Origin of the sequence: Affinundibacterium seohonense, assembly GCF_014284305.1 — a bacterium.
GTDB classification, from domain to species: domain Bacteria; phylum Pseudomonadota; class Gammaproteobacteria; order Burkholderiales; family Burkholderiaceae_D; genus Undibacterium; species Undibacterium seohonense.
In genome coordinates, this window is record NZ_JACOFW010000004.1 from 119802 (window position 1) to 139530 (window position 19729).

Sequence of the window (19729 nt, forward strand, 5' to 3'; positions counted from 1 at the left end):
GTGGCGGGTGCACATCACATGTGATGCAGCAGGTTTCAGCGACGGTCGGGCCGCCTCGCTGTTTTTTCACATCTAAAGCCCATGACCCATCTTTCTATTGAGTTGATTGCCGCTATCCTTTTCGCAATCGCTTTACTCCACACCTTCTCCGCCAAACAATTCGAACGCCTCTCCCACCGCTATCCGCGTCATGCGGGATTATTTCACCTGCTGGGTGAAGTTGAAGTCGTGTTCGGCTTCTGGGCTATCGTTTTGATTTTTACGATGGCGGCGATTAACGGTGGTGATCAGGCGCTTGCCTATGCCGAGTCGCGCCAATACACCGAACCTTTATTTGTCTTTGTGGTGATGGTGGTGGCGGCATCTCGCCCCATTCTTCAATTAGTCTTGAATGCGGTGAGTTTGACCGCGCGATTCATACCACTGCGCAATACATTGGTGAGTGCATGGCTAGGTTTGGCAGCGGTGCCATTGCTAGGCTCTGCGATTACTGAGCCAGCGGCAATGACGATTGCGGCGTTGATGCTCGCACCGCAAGTGTTTAGAAGCGATGTTCCTGAGCGCCTGAAATATTTTGCCCTCGGCGTGTTATTCGTCAATGTGTCAATTGGTGGCACCTTGACCTCCTTTGCGGCGCCGCCAGTACTGATGGTGGCCGCAACATGGCAATGGGACTCGGCTTTTATGCTGGCAACCTTTGGTTGGAAGGCTGCAATTGCAGTGGTGATTAATGCCACCATCGCCGTCGTTGTATTGAGAAAACATTTGCCTGATCAAGTGTCGACACCCGATGCTGATGAAAGAAAGCCAGCGCCAATCGTATTGACGCTAGTGCATATTGCTTTCTTGGTTGGTGTCGTCACTTTGGCTCATCATCCAGTCGCCTTCCTTGGCCTGTTTCTTATGTTTCTGGGTGTCACGCAAGCGTACGAGCGGCACCAAAATCCACTGATCATTAAAGAGGCATTGCTGGTCGCTTTTTTCTTAGCAGGTTTGGTCGTGCTCGGTGGATTACAACAATGGTGGTTACAACCATTGGTGGCCAACATGTCGCCAAAGGTGCTGTTCTTTGGTGCAACTGCATTAACCGCGGTCACCGACAATGCGGCTCTGACTTATCTCGGCTCATTGATTACCGGGATCTCGGAGCAAGCGAAATATAGCTTAGTCGCAGGTGCGGTAGCTGGTGGTGGTTTGACGATGATCGCGAACGCGCCGAATCCAGCTGGTGTAGCCCTGCTTAAGCGCGGATTTGCTGATGAGTCAATTGGCGCGGGAGAGCTCTTGATCGGCGCACTCTTGCCAACCTTGGTGGCGATTTTGGCTTTTATGTTTTTATAAGCATCGAAAAATGGCGTAATTGACGCAGAGGTGGGGTGTGCTTAATTGAGGCTTGGTAAGTGGGGCGATTGCCAATGCCGTAGTGCATGAGACGAATTAACCTATTCAATTTCATGGCATTGGGGCAGATCGGTTTGTGTGTGAATGATATCCACTGCAATTTTATGGGCAATTGTGATGATTGATAAAAGCGTTTGATGTGAAACCAGTAGAAAGGAAATCATGATAGAACTGACTACACTCCGAAATGATATGGCGTGGCCGCTTGCTATATTACTGGCATGGATAGCTGGTGAATTTGCTTATCGTTGGCTCAAGTTGTCGCGCATCAGCGCTTATGCATTGGTCGGATTTGTACTGGCACCTTCACAAGGTGGATTGCTACCCGCTAGTCAGTCACCGACCATGCTATTGATGGCGAATATCGCGTTTGGTCTGATCTTGTTTGAAAGCGGCTATCGAATTAATTTGCGCTGGCTACGTAGTAATCCTTGGATCGCCGCGGCGAGCTTGACTGAGGCCATCCTTACATTTGCCAGTGTCTATTTTTTGGTGCTTGCCTTTGATCAAACAGAAACCTCGGCTCTGCTCTTAGCTGCATTATCAATGGCAACTTCGCCAGCCACGATACTTCGGGTGATTAATGAGCAAAAAAGCTCAGGTCAAGTGACAGAACGTGTCTTGCATCTTTCTGTACTCAATTGCGTCCTTGCAGTTTTGGTATTTAAGGTGATCGTGGGACTGGTAATCTTTAAGACTTCTGGCAATTTATGGGATGCGAGTTATAACGGATTAATTGTATTAATTGTCTCTGCCGCATTAGGTTTAATGTTTGGTGTCTTGATACCAGCTGTACTGCGCAAAACCAAACGACTTAACCAAGATGGCACTCTCGCATTCACAATTGCCGTTGTTTTTATCGTCGCATTGACACACAGCCTAAAATTATCGCCTGTGCTGGCCACCTTGACCTTCGGCTTGGTTGCACGCCACAGACGTATCATTTTAAATGCCTCTCAGCGAGGATTTGGGGCGCTTGGTGATTTGTTGTCGGTGATCTTGTTTGTTTTTATTGCTGCAACGATTGAATGGAAACAAGTTGTCGCTGGTGTCGGCTTAGGGCTTGCCATCATCGTCGTTCGTCAAGTTGCCAAGATGGCCGGTATCGGCATATACGCAAAAGTCAGCGGTATTTCTTGGCGCAAAGGCGCTTTAATCGGGATGGCAACGATGCCAATTTCTGCATTTGTGATTTTGGTGCTAGAGCAAACCAGATACATAGGCGTCAATTTGGTGGATCAACTCGCGCCTTTAGCGACTGCCGCTTTGACGCTCGAAATCTTAGGGCCTCTGTTTATACAAAGAGCTTTGATTTGGGCACATGAAGTTCCTGAAAATAAGGAGGATTGAAATGGCACTCGAGAAATTTAAGAATTCACAGGCACTGAGCATGGGTGTCGAGTTAGAACTTCAATTAGTGAGCCTGACTGATTTTGATCTGGTAGCTGCTAGTCCAGATATGCTTGAACTACTTTCTCGCAATGCTTTTCCTGGAGTGGTAACGCCAGAGGTGACAGAAAGCATGCTAGAGATTGCCACCAGCGTGCACTCTGAGTATGGATCGTTGGTTGCCGAATTGTGTCAAATGCGGGATATCTTGATTCGTGCAGCAGATCGTCTGAATATCGGTATTGGCGGTGGTGGGACACATCCATTTCAAATTTGGTCCGATCGACGTATCTTCAAAAAACCCCGTTTTCAGGAAGTGTCCGTTCTATATGGATACCTGACCAAACAATTTACCATTTTTGGTCAGCATGTCCATATCGGCTGTACTAGTGGTGATGAAGCTTTATTTTTGCTGCATGCATTGAATCGCTATGTGCCGCACTTTATTGCCTTGTCCGCTTCCTCGCCTTTTGTACAAGGGCATGACACGCTATTTAATTCAGCGCGGCTCAACTCTGTGTTTGCTTTTCCATTGAGTGGTCGGGCCCCTTTTTTTCTAAAATGGGATGAATTTGAAAAACATTACTTTGAGAAAATGGAACATACCGGCGTTGTTAAGAGTATGAAAGATTTTTATTGGGATATTCGGCCTAAACCTGAATATGGCACGATAGAACTACGCGTCTGTGATACACCACTAACGGTAGAGCGCGCTGCTGGATTGGCTTGTTATCTGCAGGCCTTATGCAAGTACTTACTAGAACGAAATGAGCCCCCACCAGCCGAAGATGATTACTTGGTTTATAACTACAATCGCTTTCAAGCCTGTCGATTTGGACTTGACGGCACAATAGTGCATCCTAAGTCGTATGAGCAAATGCCTTTACGTGAAGATATCTTAACGACTTTACGTAAAATTCAATCACATGCTGATGCATTGGGCGCAAATGCGGCTTTGGAGCATATTTACCAAGCGACCCACACTGGCAGTGATGCTAGTTTCTTACGCAATGAATTCGCCCACCGTGGCAGCGTCGAAGGTATGGTGGATTTTTCACTGCAGAAGTTCAGACAATCTGTGCTGTAAATGCTGCATTAATCACTCGGAGAGTCTCAAATGATCATCCTCAATTTTGTAGCAATTGCGCTGATTTTTTTGACTGCTGTTTATTTCATTCTGCTCGGCATTGTTGCATTGTTGAAACCGACAATGGCAGCCCGATTCTTGCTCGGTTTTGCAAACAGCGCTGCGATGCATTATTTGGAATTGTTTCTTCGAATGGCGATTGGCTTTGCCTTGATACATCAAAGTACAAATATGTTGTTCGCTGATGTGTACTGGAGTTTCGGTTGGTTGTTGGTCGCAACTACCGCTTGCCTGTTCCTCCTACCATGGCAATGGCATCGGAAATTTACAAACAAAGTAGTCCCCTATGCGAATACTTATCTTGCTTTGATTGGGATCACGTCATTGGTTCTGGGGATGTTAATTCTCGGTTCCATTTTTATTCCCGCGATACAAGCTGTTTGAGAGCCAGTCAAACGCATTACTGAAGATGGATAGCTTGGACAGACAACCAAGCATATCCATCTTTTGTTGAAGACCGCGCTGAACAAAAAAGGTAGTTACAGCAAGTCGAGCGGCGGGATCAACCGAGGCTTACGGTTCTCATCAGTAGCGACATAGGTTAATGTTGCTTCTGTAACCTTGACCGTGTCTGCCTGCAAGCGATTGCGTTCTGCATACACTTCCACATACACCGTGATTGATGTGTTGCCGACCTTTGTCACTTCCGCATAAAACGACAACAGATCGCCGACGAAGACGGGTTGTTTAAACAAAAACGAATTCACCGCAATCGTCGCCACCCGACCATTGGCGCGTCGGGCGGCGGGTACTGCCCCAGCCACGTCGACCTGTGCCATGATCCAGCCCCCAAAGACGTCGCCGTGGATGTTGGCATCGGATGGCATCGGCATCACGCGTAACGTCGGCATGGTGTTCGGGAGTGAGGTTTTTGTGTTATCTGACATGGCTTTCTCTCTTAGGTCGATTGAACGCGATACAATCGCAGGAATTTCTTTTGAGTCTTTGAATCGATTGTCGCGTGGTAGTTGACTAGCATGTTCTCGCTAGCGCGATAAGAAACAATGATATAGCAAATTCTTTTACTGATGGTAAGCCATGCGCCGCGATTCTCGACCTTCTTCACCTGCCAGTCCCAGTGCCGTTCGCGGTGACTGGTCAACCGTTAAAACTTTATTACCGTATTTGTGGGCATATAAGTGGCGGGTAATGTTAGCCCTCAGTTTTTTGGTCGGCGCTAAGCTTGCCAATGTGGGTGTACCGTTGGTCTTAAAGGAATTGGTAGATCAATTGACAGTCAATCCTTTGAGTCCGACGTCCTTGATGGTGTTGCCAGTCAGCGTCTTGTTGGCGTATGGCCTCTTGCGCTTATCGACAACCTTGTTTACCGAGTTACGTGAATTTGTCTTCGCCAAAGTGACACAGAGAGCAGTGCGCACAATTGCGCTCAAAGTGTTCCGGCATTTACATGCCTTATCTTTGCGTTTTCATTTGAATCGTCAAACCGGTGGCATGACACGGGATATTGAACGTGGTACGCGGGCAGTCTCTTCTTTGGTATCGTTTGCTCTGTTTAGTATCGTACCGACGCTTTTGGAAATCGGTTTGGTACTTACTTATCTGTTCGTGCAATACGATAAGTGGTTCGCAATCATCACCATCGTGGCGCTCATTACCTATATTATTTTCACGATCGCGGTCACCGAGTGGCGCACCAATTTTCGCCGCACCATGAATGATCTGGATTCGAAAGCCAGTACCAAGGCTATCGATTCCTTGTTGAATTACGAGACGGTTAAATACTTCGGTAACGAAGAATACGAAGCGCAGCGTTACGATCAGGGTTTGCAAAGTTACGAGAAAGCGGCGGTCAAATCGCAGACCACGCTGTCCATGCTCAATGCGGGTCAATCGCTGATTATTGCCACGGCAGTGACTTTGATTTTGTGGCGTGCCGCGCAAGGCGTGATCGATAAGAGCATGACACTCGGTGATTTGGTCTTGGTGAATGCCTTCATGATACAGCTGTATATTCCGCTCAATTTCTTAGGTGTGCTTTATCGCGAGATTAAGCAAAGTTTGGCAGATATGGAAAAGTTGTTTACCTTGCTCGACCAAAATAAAGAGATTGCCGATAAAGAAAACGCACCTGTGCTGCAATTGCATGGACACGCTTCACCTGATGTCGAGTTTCATCAGGTGAATTTCAGCTACGAAGAAAAACGTCAGATTTTATTTGATGTCGATTTTAAGATTGCCGCTGGGACGACAACGGCCGTGGTCGGGCATAGCGGATCGGGTAAATCAACTTTGTCGCGCTTGCTATTCCGTTTTTACGATATCCAATCTGGCAGCATCCAAATCGCTGGACAAAACATTATGGATATTAACCAACATTCTTTGCGTCAGGCGATCGGGATTGTGCCGCAAGACACGGTTTTATTTAATGACACGATTGGCTATAACATCGCTTACGGTCAACCCGGTGCAACGCATGAAGAAGTGGTGGCGGTGGCGAAAGCAGCCTACATTCATGACTTCATCGAAAGCTTGCCGGATGGCTATGACACCATGGTCGGTGAACGCGGATTGAAACTCTCAGGCGGGGAAAAACAAAGAGTCGCCATCGCCCGCACTCTATTGAAAAATCCAGTCGTGATGATCTTCGATGAAGCGACCTCGGCACTCGATTCCAAATCCGAACAAATGATACAAGCCCAGCTCAAACAAATCGCCAAGAGCCGCACCAGCTTAGTCATCGCGCACAGGTTATCGACCATCGTCGATGCCCAGCAAATTTTGGTGATGGATAAAGGACGCATCATAGAACGTGGTACGCATCCTGAATTGATGGCGATGGCAGGCGCGTACTCGCAGATGTGGGAACGGCAGCAACATCATGGTGATGGCAGTTTGTCTGCTGATGATGCTTGAAGTACAAAATGAAGTTATGCAAAACGAATTAAATCCTTAGCTGCTCATAGCCGTTAATGTCCCCTCTCCCGCAAGCGGGAGAGGGCTAGGGTGAGGGTGGTTCAGAAGCTGCAATGTTTTGAGGAGAACTCCGCAAAGCATGAAGGGACTTTGAAACCAAATCGATCAAGAATACTAGTCCTGAGATAAGAAGAATCAAGTCAGGAAAGATGACAAAAACCATTGATAAATATTTTTTAAGAACCGCATTATGGAAACCAAATGGCTAGAAGATTTCGTCTCGTTGGCGGAAACCAATAGTTTTAGTCGCTCCGCAGAATTACGCCACGTGACACAGCCAGCTTTTTCGCGCCGCATCCAATCGCTCGAAGCCTGGCTAGGCGCGGATCTGATTGATCGTACCTCGTACCCAACTCGATTGACCAATGCGGGTGAGATTTTTTTCGAACAAGCGATTGCGATGCTAGGGCAAATCAACAATGCCCGCGCACTCCTACGTGGCAAACGCACCTCGATTCAAACCACGATCGATTTTGCCGTACCGCACACTTTGTCGCTGACTTTCGTGCCTAAATGGTTGTCCGAATTACAGACTAATTTTGGTGATATCAATAGCCGCTTGCTAGCTTTAAACGTGCATGACGCAGTCATGAGTCTGGTCGAAGGTGGTTGCGATCTAATGCTGTGTTATCACCACCCACAACAACCTTTATTGTTAGACCCAGCGCAGTACGACATGATCAGCATGGGCAGCGAAACCTTGCGCGCGTATTCACGCTGCGATAAATCACGACAACCTGATTTCCTTTTGCCCGGCAGCATAGAGCAACCATTACCGTTTTTGGCCTACGCCAATAATGCCTATCTCGATCGCATGGTCGATCTGATTCTGACACAACCCAAGTGCGCTTTGCATCTAGATAAATGCTACGAAACCGATATGGCTGAAGGCTTAAAAATGATGGCACTAGAAGGCCGCGGCGTCGCCTTTTTACCCGAATCGGCAGTGGTGCGCGAACTCAAACAAAAACAATTAGCCCGCGCCGATGGTGGCAGCGATACTTGGGAAGTGAAGATGGAAATTCGCCTATATCGCGAACGACCCTCGGAAGCGAAACCTGGCAAACCACTGGTCGCTAAGCTATGGGACTATTTGACGCAAAAGTCCTTGTTGGCGAATAAGTCTAAGACGGTGCGGTCGCAGCGGTAGGAGAGATTTTCGACTTTTAGCGGTGACGACTAGTCCGATGAAGGGGAGAATGAATGCATTTGCACACGAACCGATTTTGGCAATCAACTTTTTGGAAAAACTATGACTGAGCACTTATTCGTTTACGGTACTTTGGCACCTGGTCGACCAAATGCACATATTCTTGCTGACGTTTCTGGTACATGGGAACCAGCGGTGGTGAGAGGATTTTTGCGACAAGAATGTTGGGGGAGCAGATGTCGGTTACCCTGGCATTATCCCGCCCGATAGCGGCAACGAGGATCTTCACATCCGAGGTGTTATCGGCTCATTGGCAAAGGCTAGACGAGTTTGAAGGAGACGCCTACCTTCGCGTGCAGGTGCTAGCAAAACGTCGTGATGGTTCGATTATTCAAGCCTATGTTTTTTCACTCAGGAATCCAAGCAGCGACACAACGACCAAATAAGGCGTCCATCTTAAGGAGCAACAAATCGACTAATGCTCGCCTTACCCTAAAGTTGTCACGTCAGGTCGCTTGTATTAGTAAAACTTAGTTGAGTAAAAATGATGGCAAGCATACGCTTGAGATTCTCTTATTTGAGATTGGTGTCTTGGCTTTACCTTTATCTCAATTGCTGGAACATGTTTTTTGATGTAACGAATATTCTGGCTCATGGTTCAAAATCATGTTGAAGAATGGATTTCGTTTAAACGCTGGCCATGTTGGGTAGAATACAGACAAGAATTGTACCAATCCAACTCCACAGATATTTATTCTTCACGCTTTAACAAGCTTCATCCAAATAATATTAAATACGACTGAATATGAAACAAAAAATCAAAAGCATCCTTACCCAACTTAATCATGGCTTAGTTGAACGAGAAGAAACACTCAAGTTAGCTTTATTGACGGTGTTAGCGAGTGAAAATATTGTTTTAATCGGTCCACCCGGAACTGGAAAGAGCATGTTGGCGCGTAGGATTGCTGATTGTTTTGCGCTTGACGAGCAAGACGCGAACAAAGCCATGTCTGGGGAACTGAATGTAAATACAGTACATCCCTATTTTGAGTATTTACTCACTAAATTTTCAACGCCAGAAGAAATTTTTGGACCATTATCGATCACTGCATTGAAGTCCGATCGTTTTGAGCGCAATACTGCAGCCTACTTGCCTACGGTAAAAATTGCGTTTCTGGATGAGATTTTCAAAGCGAGTTCTTCAATTTTGAATTCTTTATTGACGATTTTAAATGAGCGAAAATTTCATAATGGAGCAAAGGTGCAAGACGTTCCATTGCAGTCGCTAATTGCGGCATCAAATGAGTTGCCGACAGATCAAGAAGAACTCAGTGCATTGTACGACCGCTTTTTGGTAAGGGGATTTGTTGATTACGTTAAACCTGAGAATTTGCCACTTTTATTTGAGAATGCAGGAGATCCTCCTAGTTCGAGTAAGCTGAATCGAGCCGATTTGGAAAGTCTTGCAGTTACTGTCCAAACCGTCACTATCCCGCCAGATGTGCAGGAAGCTGTATTGCGTATTTGGGCAAAGCATAAAGAGCTATTCAAGGAAGACCGTCGTGAAAACTTGTCGGATCGGCGCTTAAAGAAAATTTTACATTTAATGTGCATGTCCGCAGCTACCAATGGTCGGAAGGAAGTTGACCTGTCGGATGTCGTTCTTCTAAAAAATTGTCTATGGAATCATCAGGAAAACGCTGTCAAGGTACATGAACTTATCCTAAATGTTTTACGTAGTTTTAGCCGAGCGATGCCTCAAAGAAAAGGTGAGGCTGCTCCATCGCCAGCTTTGCCCATACCTAAAATCAATAGCAAATCAGTGAATGTTGTTAAAGGCCTTAAAGGTAGTGGTACGGAACGAGACCCGCTGTTGATTGGGACAGTTGAGGAACTTATGGATTTGAGCCGTCCAGAGGTGGGACTAAAAGGCTATCACTTCAGACAAATAACTGATATCGATTGCTCAGAACTCACTTCTTGGACGGATATTTCTTTTAGGGGCCACTACTGTGGCGGTGGGCATACTATCAAACTTAAGGTTAACAATGACCATGGGACTCCAGATTGGCCGTTCCCTACTGGCAAGTTGACATTGGAGTGGATCACGCTCTTTAGTAACATTCAGGCACAGTCCAGCATTTTTGACCTTAAGATGGACAATGTGGGTCTGGCTACCAAAGTTTCTGGTTGTCACATTAGTCATTGTTTAGCCAGCGGCATTTTGATTGAAGATAGTGCAACTGATAGCAACTTTAATGCTTGTCAAACTGGAGGCAGTCTGATTTTCAATTCAGCAACCAATTGCACAATTACGGATTGCTTAGTGATCGGTAATTGGAAGGGAAAAGGAGGCCATCATCGAGGTGGTATTGCTTTTCGCTTAACTCAAGGAAGTACCGTGAAACGGTGTTTTGTTACTGGTACTGCAGAATATGAAAGCACCCATGATTCCTTTTATTTTTCTGGAATTTCATCGAAGTGCTTTGACAGTAATATTGAACATTGTGCCATTGGAAAATTGGTTCGAACTTTAGAACGTGATGTCCTAGGAAATCGTATTGTCGGTGAGTCGGAAGGCCGAGTAACGCTGAAAAACAATGCCTCAATTGATAGTAACAGTGGGCAAGATGATATCGATGGCAACGACGGAAAAACGGTTGCTGCAGCTTTATTCAAGCAGCGTTACTTTGAGAACACGTTAGACTGGGATTTTGACACTGTCTGGCAATGGGATACTAAGGAAGACAGGCCAGCTTTGCGTTCCGTAGGCTCACATCCGGCACAACCTAGAACGCAACATTCGAATTCGGTGGATGAAGTGAAGGTACCGGATATTGGTGATTTTAAAGAAATGGAAGTCATCGAAGTGATGGTAAAGGTCGGTGACAGCATTAAAGTCGATCAATCCTTAATTACCGTTGAGTCCGATAAAACTAGTATGGAAATTCCTTCTAGCCACGCTGGTATTGTCAAAGAGATGAAGGTTAAAGTTGGCGATAAAGTCGCCAAAGCTAGCTTGCTGTTGCTGGTGGAGGCAGCCGGTGTAACCGGTGTAGATGCGGCAACGGCAAGTACTGCACCAGCGGTACTCACCATGCAAATATCTGCCAACGTCTGGCTTTAGAAAAGAGGCCTGATGATTTCTTCTTTTCTAAATTTGGCCAAGTCAGGCTTAGGTGTACTCAATGCGGCACTCCCATTTGGCTTAAAAACGATCAAGTATTTTGTCGACAGCACATTCCGGGATAAGGTTATGCCCGTGCCAGGCAGCGTCCTGTATTGTGATTTATGGTTTGCTGTAGAACATTCCGGTATTTATGTGGGCGATGGCAAGATCTCGAATATTGTGGTTGATGGATTGGCTGAGAGCACGGTAGAACGTTGCGATCCACAAAGTTTTACGTCTAAAAGTACTTTGGGACGCAAGATCTATGTCTCCTGTAATCAACATGGTGCAGTGGGACATCCAGCGGTGGCGCACGGTGCAGATGGGCATGTTGGTGAGCGTGCTTTTTATGGTTTGGTCATCAATAATTGCCATCAATTTTCTAGTAAATGCGTGGATTATTCAGCGTTGGATCATACCGATGACAATATCTGGGAGACCTTGTGGTCGGCACTTCCAGGTGCAAGTTGGGAGCCAACTCTTCTCTCATTGAAAGCCGATGCGAAAAATAAGTTGGGGGCGAGTAAGTGGCGTTTGTGGGATTGGGATAAGGATGGGGCTCAAGATTCAACGCCTGAACCAGATTGGCAAGCACACAGTGATTTTTTTCAGAATCAAGCCTTGAATGTTCAGAGCATAGAACAAATTCGTTCCGAACTCGCCGCGACACTAGCCTACGAAGCGGAAATAGCTGATGAGAACATCCCTGCAGAAGTTCGTCAGAAATTGGGTAGCTTTCGTCGAACATTGACCGACATCAGTAAAAAATATGAAGAGGTCAAAGATTTTCTATCAGCGTGTTCAGGTGCTAGCTTTTCATACGCCGAACTGTTGGCGTGCAATGAAGATTTTACTGCGTTGGCTAGCCAATTAGCGAACAACGATAAGATCAAGAATCTCGCGGAAAAAATGGGACGAAATTACGTTTCGGAAGAAAAAAAGAAACAAGCAAAAATTCCCTCTGCAAGTAAGAGCGAAGTCCACGGCACACATCGTAGCAACGATCTAATGCGTATGTTACCTAGCGAATTATTAAATCTCGAAGACGAAGATCTTGAGATGTTGTTTTACGCAAAACTCTTAGAGCAGAATCTTTTGACCTATGAACTAAGTGGCACCCAACTGATTATTGGTGAACAAACCGAGATTAATAAAAAGCGCACAGGCCCAGTTGTTGCGTGTCTCGATACCTCTGGGAGTATGAATGGCACTCCGCTATTGAAAGCAAAAGCATTGTTACTGACAATTTCAAGGATGCTTCAAAAAGAAGACCGCTCTTTGCATGTTTTGTTGTTTGGTTCCGCAGGAGAGATTCGCGAATTTTCGATGTGGCAACAAAATGATTCCGTGGGCTTATTAAGATTTCTAAACCAAGGTTTTGGAGGTGGTACAGATTATGAAACGCCGTTGAAAAAAGCCTTCAATATTATTGAAGAACAAGACGAGTATCTTAAAGCCGACGTTCTCATGATTTCCGATGGCGATTGCAGCTTGACGCCTGATTTTATTAGTCAAGTCAAACAAAATAAAGAGCGTTTAAATTGTATGTTGTACTCTGTGCTTTGCGCGGGTTCGAAGTTGGAAGATTCGTTTAGCGATGAAGTGGTTGTGTTGTAGGTTTGTGTTTCTTTTGAATGAGAACATCACACCAGACTGTCATCTCACAGACCAATCTCCTGCACTAAAAAGCTTGTAGATGATCTTGCATTGAGCGCTTTCGTGAGTTGTCGGCAGTGTTTTTGATCTCGATTTGTGCCTAGGTGATTATGTCGAATCAATATCATCTAATGCGACACGTCGATCGTGAACTTACCGTTTCTATGTCCGATGCGGAAGTTGTAGGTACCGATCACATCGATCTAGAAAAGCCAAACCGATCCTAAGTTGTTGACATCGCCAATTGCAATTGGAGTGAGGGATTGTTGAAGCGAGCTTGAGGTTCTTTTTTGGTATTTACGTAGATTGATATATTTAATTTCCTACGGTTGGTTTCTTCTTTACTAAAGCAGTTTGCTCGTAGTGACACATGCTGATGTTGATCGTGCTTAGAAATTCCGTTCTTGTCATTCGAAAATGTTGGAGAAGGAGGCGATTTTTGCGTGCATGATTCTTATGTGAAGTCAGTCATTCAAGTGGTATAAAAAATGTAGGTATTAGGCGGGAGTAATCTGGTGGTTTTAGGATGCTATTTTTGAAATGTTGTGTCATTACTTCAAGTATAATTCCGCCCGTCGTAATATTTCATAAACTATTGTAAGACTTTACATAAGGAGCTGTGCCATGCCTAACAATTTGCGGACCTCGTTGTCCGCGGTGCTGCTGTCTCTGCTTGTGGCATGCGGTGGCGGTGGATCAACGCCGAGTACTTCCAAACCAGATACGGGCGTCAAGATCAATAATGCGCCGGTGGTATCGATTACGGCGACTGGTCTACAGGCACCAGCTGGCGCACCAAGTAATTCAAGCCTCAGCTTGACCATGGGTGGATCCGCGACGCTCGACGGATCGTCGAGTAAAGATCCGGACGGGGATGCTTTGACTTATGAGTGGTCTCTGACCAATAAACCAGCAAATAGCGCAGCCGTGATTCCATCATCGGCACAGCCGCAACTCACGTTCAAACCAGATTTGTATGGTAGCTATACCTTGTTGCTGAAAGTAAGCGATGGTCGGGGTGGCGTCGCGACGCAGCAAGTCGTGATTAATGCGGATAATCGTGTGCCTGTTTCTAGCCTTTCTACTGTGGCTCAGTTCAATGCTATCCCTACCAATATGCCGACACAACTCGCCACCGTCGGCGCGAATATTATTTTGGATGCGACTGGTGCGACAGACCCTGATGGTGACCAAGTATCCGTTGTATTTGAGCTGATAGAAAGACCAGTGACGAGTTCGGCAGGCCTGAGTTTCGCGGGCAAGACAGCCAGATTGGTTGCTGATGTACAAGGTATTTTTAAGATCCGTGCACGCGGTTCTGATGGCAGGGGCGGTTCATTTGAGTCGGTTTATTCCTTCCAAGCGGACAATCGTGTGCCGACTGCCATCGTCATCACTAATGCGACTGCGATCGCCAACGCGGTTGGTGATACTAGTATGACGACCTCGGTGGGTTATAACGTTTTGCTCGATGGATCGACTAGTAGCGATGCCGATGGCCAAGCGTTGACCAAGGCTTGGGTGATGAGTTCTCGACCAAATGGCAGTACCGCAGTATTGTCGTCAGCTACAGGTAATGTAGCGGGCTTTACACCGGATGCGCTGGGTACTTATGTGGTGAATTTGACAGTGACTGACACGCAGGGAGCGCAAGCAACTTACATCAAGCGTATCAATGCTAATAATCGTCGTCCGATCGCTAGTATCGGCTCGAACGCAACACCGACTGCGCAGCTGTCGGCTCCTAATATTTTATTGCGTCTTGGAACAGAGCTGACTTTGCGTGGAAGTCTCAGTAGTGATGCGGATGGTGACGTAATGACTTACCTATGGAGTATTGAGGCACGACCTTCCGGAAGTACGGCATCATTGTCATCGCTGTCGATTGCTGACCCCAAATTTGTTGCCGATAAGGAGGGATCTTATGTATTCCGACTACGTGTCACCGATACTGCTGGCGCTTATTCTGAGCGTACCATCGGTGTCGATATCGGCACGCATGCCCCTGTTGCCTTGATTAATCGGGACCGTATGTCGGTGTTGGCTGGTTCACCTGTAATCGCGTCTGCGGATTTGAGTTACGACGAAGACGGTGATGTGCTGAAATTCGCTTGGACGATTGATGCTAAGCCAGTCGGTAGTAATGCTGTGATTAGTACCGCGAATACGTCTGCCTTAGCGTTCACGCCGGATATGCCAGGAAATTACTCACTTGCTGTAACCGTCACTGATGGTCGCGCCTCGAGTATTGCCTATCTTAATTTGTTGGTGCTGGCGAACATGAGCAATTCAGTCTCTCTGAATTTTGTGCCAGATCGCGTCAAATACAGCTTGGGCTTGGATAAATTGATTGTGACGGCAACCAACCCAGACACCCTGCGTATCGTTGATCCTTTTGTTGGCTCGATCCGTTCTGTGGCATTGTCTTTGCCAGTTAAGAATCTGGGCTTGAGCCCAGATGGTAAGTTGGCAGGTGTATTGCATGAAGGAATAGTGAGTTTAGTTGATCTGGTGACTGGAACGATCATCCGCTCCTCATCGACGGGTGGTGCGCATACTGATTTGTTCGTAATGAATAGCGGTGTGGTCTTTTTGATTGGACAGACAGGTGGGCAATGGGTGAATGAATCCGTGGTCGCTATCGATGCGAGAACTGGCACAAAGATCGCGCAAGGTTCCGGCTATTTAGGAATGTTTTATGGAACGCAGTACGGCATTTTGGCTGACAAGCTCAATAAAGTATTCCTGATGGAACAGGGTTTGTCACCGTCTGATATTGACTACTTTACGTTCAATCCAACGACAAGTCAGGCGATCAAATTTGGCGACTCGCCATATCACGGTGACTACAGTCTGAATGTACCACTGTATCTTTCAGAGAATCAGAACATTTTGTTCACCTCTACTGGCAACTATTTCCGCACCGATACTTTGCAATATGCCGGTGTGTTGAATGGTGTAACGCGTCCGCTGAGCCTCAGTAATTCGTCGCTGTTAGACGAAACTTTGGTTTTGCAAGCTGGACCAAGTACCAGCAATAATTATCCCTACACGCCGACTTTGCCATCAGCGTATAAGCGTTTTTCTGGAGCATTATTCATACCGGATACGGAGATGTCTTTACCGCTTATAGGAGGGCAGCAGTCGTATGGTATGCACATCTTCCATAGCGCATCTGGAAAGCACGTGGTGCTGGTACAAATCAATACCAAAGAGATCAATGGCGCGGGTGCGCGTTTTGCGGTGATTACCCGCTGATGAAACAAAGCACTTTGTGGCATTAGTCTATCAATAATGCCACTTTCGACATAATGCCGTTCAGTTCATGCTGAGCGGCATTTTTGTTTGTTGGCTGTGTTTGTGATCTTGCGTACGTATTTCGGTCAATTTTGCGATTGCAAAATGGGATTCTTCCGCTGAAAAATCCCATTGCTCTATGTGGCAGCCGCCCATCGCGGCGTCGCCCCCCCAGCGTAGAATATTCACCGAATTTGGCACACTGGATCGCACTCGCGATGAAACAGCAGTGCCAGCTTGCACTGCCCACATTGGACGTGAGAAGCCGCTTAGTGGCAGCACGTAAGGTAAATGGATATGCCCACCCATGACCAGATCCGCGCCAGCGGCGGACCACGCAGTTAAGGCCTCGGCGTGACCACGAAGTAAGTGGATAGCATCTGCAGCGCGCGTTACGGCGATAGGTTGGTGGACGACGACGATGCGTAATTGCTCGGCACTTGTGCGTGACAATACATCGGCAACTCGCGCGATTTGGCTGGCGGATACTTCACCGTGTCGGTGACGCCATGCGCGCGTGGTGTTGACGCAGATGACCAACAGGTCGGGAGATGAATAGACTGGTTCCAGCTCCGCTCCAAAAGCGGCGATATGGCGGGCGTAGGGATTGCGCAAGCGCGACCATAAATTGAGTAGCGGGATGTCGTGGTTGCCTGGAATTGCTAAGAAGGGGACTTGCAGGCTATCCATAAAACAGCGTGCTGCTTGGAACTGCGCTGGCTTAGCGCGTTGCGTGATATCGCCGGATAGCACGACGAGATTCGGCATCTGCTGTTTCACCAAAGACATGAGCGCCGCCATCACTTGTGGCTGTTCGGTGCCAAAGTGCGTATCGGAGATCTGTATTAAGACGCTCATGCGCCAAGGCTTTCTTGCGGTAATTTGTCGTTCACAGCAATTGTCCTTGGCGCTGGTTTTATCAGAAACAAGGGTTTCGATAGCACTTGAAAATGTAGTGGTGCGCGCAGGCGTGTGACTTCGCCATCGAACGCGACTTTGACGCCGCGACGACCTGGTGTGAGTGTGGGACGGACGACTAAGTGGTTGAAGCTAAAGTGTTCGATATCCTCAGCAGTACCAAGATTACCCATTGCACCATGCCACATGAGTCGTAACATCGCCAAGGTGCCGATGGGTCGTAACATGACCGCGGTTAGATGACCTGGTGTATCGGGTAGTGTAATGCTTGGAGGTACGCCCAATTGTTCTAGCTGCAGGCGATTATTGCCTACAAAGAGCGTCAGGGCTTTGACATTGCGGACTGCGCCTTCTTGTTCGATGCGCATGCGTAGTCGTCTTTGTGCGCGTAATAGCGTTGCACTTGCAGCCCAGAATGCGACCCAGCGGCTACGTCCAAAACGCGCTTTGTACGCTTCGCGATCTTCGAGTAAATCGGGGTAAAGTCCAAGGCTAGCATTAACCAAAAACACGTGTTCATTTATAGCGGCGACTTGTACAGGCCAAGGCGACCATTCCAGAAGTTGTCGAGCAGTGATGGCGGGATCGTCAGGAATTCCATGCGTGCGGGCAAAGTAGTTGAAGGTGCCTTGTGGTATGACTCCCATGGGGCAGCCTAGTGCGTGCGCAGCTTGTGCCACGGTGTTGATGGTGCCATCGCCGCCAACTGCAACGACAGCGCTGTGCTTGGCGATTGCTAAGTCTGCGGCTTGTCGCGCTACTTGTGCCAAGTTGGCGGGGTCACTAAAAATTAAATTGCCTTGACGTTGTGTTGCCTGAAGCGCGGCTTCGATGAGTTGACGTTTGTTCTCTGCGGCATTACTACCTGCCGCCGCATTGATCACGAACTGAAGTGGCGCTTCAGGATCGATGTGCGGAGCAGACCAGTTCGCGTTCATTTAGCGATGCCGCAATAAGTCGCCAAACACAGTGTGTTCACCCTCTTTACGATCAGCACCTGGCGCATCGTAAAGTACCAACCAGCTTGCTTTGCCATCTGACAGCTCGGCTGGCAAATTGCAGATAGCTTCGGCACGATTGGTGCCGCGTCCATGTGGTAGTGAAATAGATTCCGTCAGACTAGATTCAAAACGCGCTGGCTCGCGATTGGTCGCTAAAAATGGGCGCGCTGCTGGCCATTTAAAAATGCGGATATCACCATTGAGTACCATGGTCGGGCCAGCCAAAATGTATAAATCGTCACCGCAGAAATGCAGGTCACGCACACCCAAGCCGTCAAGTTGTAGAAAGTGCTTGCGCATCATGGCGCCAGTTTCATCTAATGGCACTAAGCGGAGTTGATCACCGCGTTCTTCGACGGCTATTTCGATTAAGGCTGACCAACCGCGCAACACGGGGCCACGCAAGCCGAGCAGTAAGCGATTACCGTCAATCGCCAAACCTTCAATGTCAAAGCCATTGTCTTTGCCGGGGATCGCCATGTAAGGGCCAAAGTGCGGATCGTCGGCTAACAAGCGGGTCAATTGATTGTGCTCGGCGTCGCCTTTGAGACGTTTGGCGCGGCGACCATCTTTCGCCTCCTTTACCAAACATGGTTCACCTTTGGCATCTGGCTCGATAGGAAAGCAAGCCAGTAAGCGACGATTACCATCCAAGGAAAGCTTTGCTAATCGCTTAGCGTTGTCTGCATGACTGCGTTCTGGTTTTGCATTTTTTCGTTTCAGTCCATGCGAACCCACCACCCAAAGATAGCCATCAGCAACAGCCATACCTTCAAGATCCGCCTCTTCGTCAGCCGCGCCAGGGAGGTCCAATAAATCCGCTAATGGAAAATCACGTACCTCACCAAAACGCAGCGACTCATCACCGACAGCATCAAGCTTGCGCAAACGATCCAAGCCGCAGGCTTCATCGCCTGCCACCCACAGCCAATCGCCCGTAAAAGCGGCGCCCGATAAGTTGGATTGCACTAAGGAGCCTGTTGTGAACTCCAGTCTGACAGCATTTGCGGATCGGTTATTTGGCATGATGGTGTTCTTTCCTAAGTCGAGATGGGCGTACGCTTATGTTTTGTCGTGGGTGAGTCGCTCTGCAAACGAGATACCAATTGCCGACAAGACAAACAAGAAGTGGATGACGGCAATCAAGGTCACCATTTGAATATTCTCTAAACTGAGATCGCTACTCAAATAAGTCTTCAACGCGTGCACGCCAGAGATAGAGATGATGGCAAACGCGAGTTTCAATTTCAGGTTATAGGTATTGACGTGATCAAGCCAGTCAGGCTTTTTCATGTCGGTGTTATCAAAGTGTCCGGTTGTTACGAACAGTGATACACCCGCCAAAGCAACGACCCACACTAGCTGTGCCACCATGGTCATGTCGACCAATTCGAGTACCTTAATGATCAGGCCAATTTTTTCCAGATTGCCAAATAATAAGGTGTTCATGAGCTTGTAGGTTTCAAACAAAAATTTGCCCAATATCCCAACAATGATGCCAACCAGCCCCATATAAAACAATAACATCATGATCCGCATGCCATATAGCATTGAACCTACGCTTGCCAGTAGTTTTTCCATTTTTTTCCTTATACAACCTAAACCCAAAGGGCGATTAAAAAAGATACCCAGCATCATAAACGCAATCCCAATTTTGGCAATCATTC

General features: G+C 47.3%; 14 protein-coding genes and 2 pseudogenes. 11 read left to right on the top strand and 5 right to left on the bottom strand.

Translation table 11 applies throughout. The features are described 5' to 3' along the window. Positions 1–81 precede the first annotated feature (81 nt). From H8K52_RS05365 to H8K52_RS05380, 4 genes are all read left to right on the top strand, one after another. Entirely contained in the window at positions 82–1341 is a 1260-nt protein-coding gene (locus tag H8K52_RS05365) for a putative Na+/H+ antiporter (RefSeq protein ID WP_186921865.1), read from the top strand. A gap of 222 nt (positions 1342–1563) precedes the next feature. Continuing rightward, entirely contained in the window at positions 1564–2751 is a 1188-nt protein-coding gene (locus H8K52_RS05370) for a cation:proton antiporter (protein WP_186921866.1), read from the top strand. A 1-nt stretch (position 2752) separates the two neighbouring features. Then, positions 2753–3877 carry a YbdK family carboxylate-amine ligase gene (locus H8K52_RS05375; RefSeq protein ID WP_186921867.1) on the top strand — a complete coding sequence of 375 codons (1125 nt, stop codon included), beginning with the start codon at positions 2753–2755 and terminating at the stop codon, positions 3875–3877. A 30-nt stretch (positions 3878–3907) separates the two neighbouring features. Continuing rightward, a complete protein-coding gene (locus H8K52_RS05380; protein WP_186921868.1) occupies positions 3908–4321 on the top strand; it encodes a hypothetical protein in 414 nt (137 codons plus the stop codon). A gap of 95 nt (positions 4322–4416) precedes the next feature. Here H8K52_RS05380 and H8K52_RS05385 read toward each other — a convergent pair whose 3' ends face one another. Beyond that, on the bottom strand, positions 4417–4824 hold the full coding sequence (locus tag H8K52_RS05385) for an acyl-CoA thioesterase (RefSeq protein ID WP_186921869.1): 408 nt from the start codon (positions 4822–4824) through the stop codon (positions 4417–4419). Between the two features lie 151 nt (positions 4825–4975). Here H8K52_RS05385 and H8K52_RS05390 point away from each other — a divergent pair, with 151 nt between their 5' ends. The 7 genes and pseudogenes from H8K52_RS05390 to H8K52_RS05415 all read left to right on the top strand — a co-directional run bounded on the left by H8K52_RS05390 (position 4976) and on the right by H8K52_RS05415 (position 16104). Then, positions 4976–6811, top strand: coding sequence for an ABCB family ABC transporter ATP-binding protein/permease (locus H8K52_RS05390; RefSeq protein ID WP_186921870.1), 1836 nt, complete (start codon positions 4976–4978; stop codon positions 6809–6811). 250 nt (positions 6812–7061) lie between these two features. Next, on the top strand, positions 7062–8021 hold the full coding sequence (locus tag H8K52_RS05395; RefSeq protein ID WP_186921871.1) for a LysR family transcriptional regulator: 960 nt from the start codon (positions 7062–7064) through the stop codon (positions 8019–8021). A 236-nt stretch (positions 8022–8257) separates the two neighbouring features. Further along, complete coding sequence (locus H8K52_RS21030; RefSeq protein WP_222613690.1) at positions 8258–8467, top strand: gamma-glutamylcyclotransferase family protein; 210 nt, start codon at positions 8258–8260, stop codon at positions 8465–8467. Between the two features lie 359 nt (positions 8468–8826). Next, positions 8827–10629, top strand: a pseudogene (locus H8K52_RS21795) (AAA family ATPase); the annotation flags it as partial. Positions 10630–10779: 150 nt separating this feature from the next. Continuing rightward, positions 10780–11109 (top strand): annotated as a pseudogene (locus H8K52_RS21205) (biotin/lipoyl-containing protein); the annotation flags it as partial. A 51-nt stretch (positions 11110–11160) separates the two neighbouring features. Further along, positions 11161–12807 carry a VWA domain-containing protein gene (locus H8K52_RS05410; protein ID WP_186921873.1) on the top strand — a complete coding sequence of 549 codons (1647 nt, stop codon included), beginning with the start codon at positions 11161–11163 and terminating at the stop codon, positions 12805–12807. Positions 12808–13470: 663 nt separating this feature from the next. Further along, the gene (locus H8K52_RS05415) at positions 13471–16104 is read left to right on the top strand and encodes a PKD domain-containing protein (protein WP_186921874.1); all 2634 of its coding nucleotides are present in this window, start codon (positions 13471–13473) and stop codon (positions 16102–16104) included. A 60-nt stretch (positions 16105–16164) separates the two neighbouring features. Here the strand turns inward: H8K52_RS05415 and H8K52_RS05420 are convergent, their stop codons facing one another. From H8K52_RS05420 to H8K52_RS05435, 4 genes are read right to left on the bottom strand one after another with little or no spacing between them, the layout of a single operon-like run. After that, positions 16165–17001: a metallophosphoesterase family protein gene (locus tag H8K52_RS05420; protein WP_186921875.1), complete on the bottom strand. Its 837-nt coding sequence runs from the start codon at positions 16999–17001 to the stop codon at positions 16165–16167. Then, positions 16998–17999 carry a diacylglycerol/lipid kinase family protein gene (locus H8K52_RS05425; RefSeq protein WP_186921876.1) on the bottom strand — a complete coding sequence of 334 codons (1002 nt, stop codon included), beginning with the start codon at positions 17997–17999 and terminating at the stop codon, positions 16998–17000. Before H8K52_RS05425 ends, H8K52_RS05420 begins: the two co-directional genes overlap by 4 nt. After that, a complete protein-coding gene (locus H8K52_RS05430; protein WP_186921877.1) occupies positions 18000–19088 on the bottom strand; it encodes a DUF3616 domain-containing protein in 1089 nt (362 codons plus the stop codon). A 36-nt stretch (positions 19089–19124) separates the two neighbouring features. Continuing rightward, positions 19125–19643, bottom strand: coding sequence for a YqhA family protein (locus H8K52_RS05435; RefSeq protein ID WP_186921878.1), 519 nt, complete (start codon positions 19641–19643; stop codon positions 19125–19127). Positions 19644–19729 lie beyond the last annotated feature (86 nt).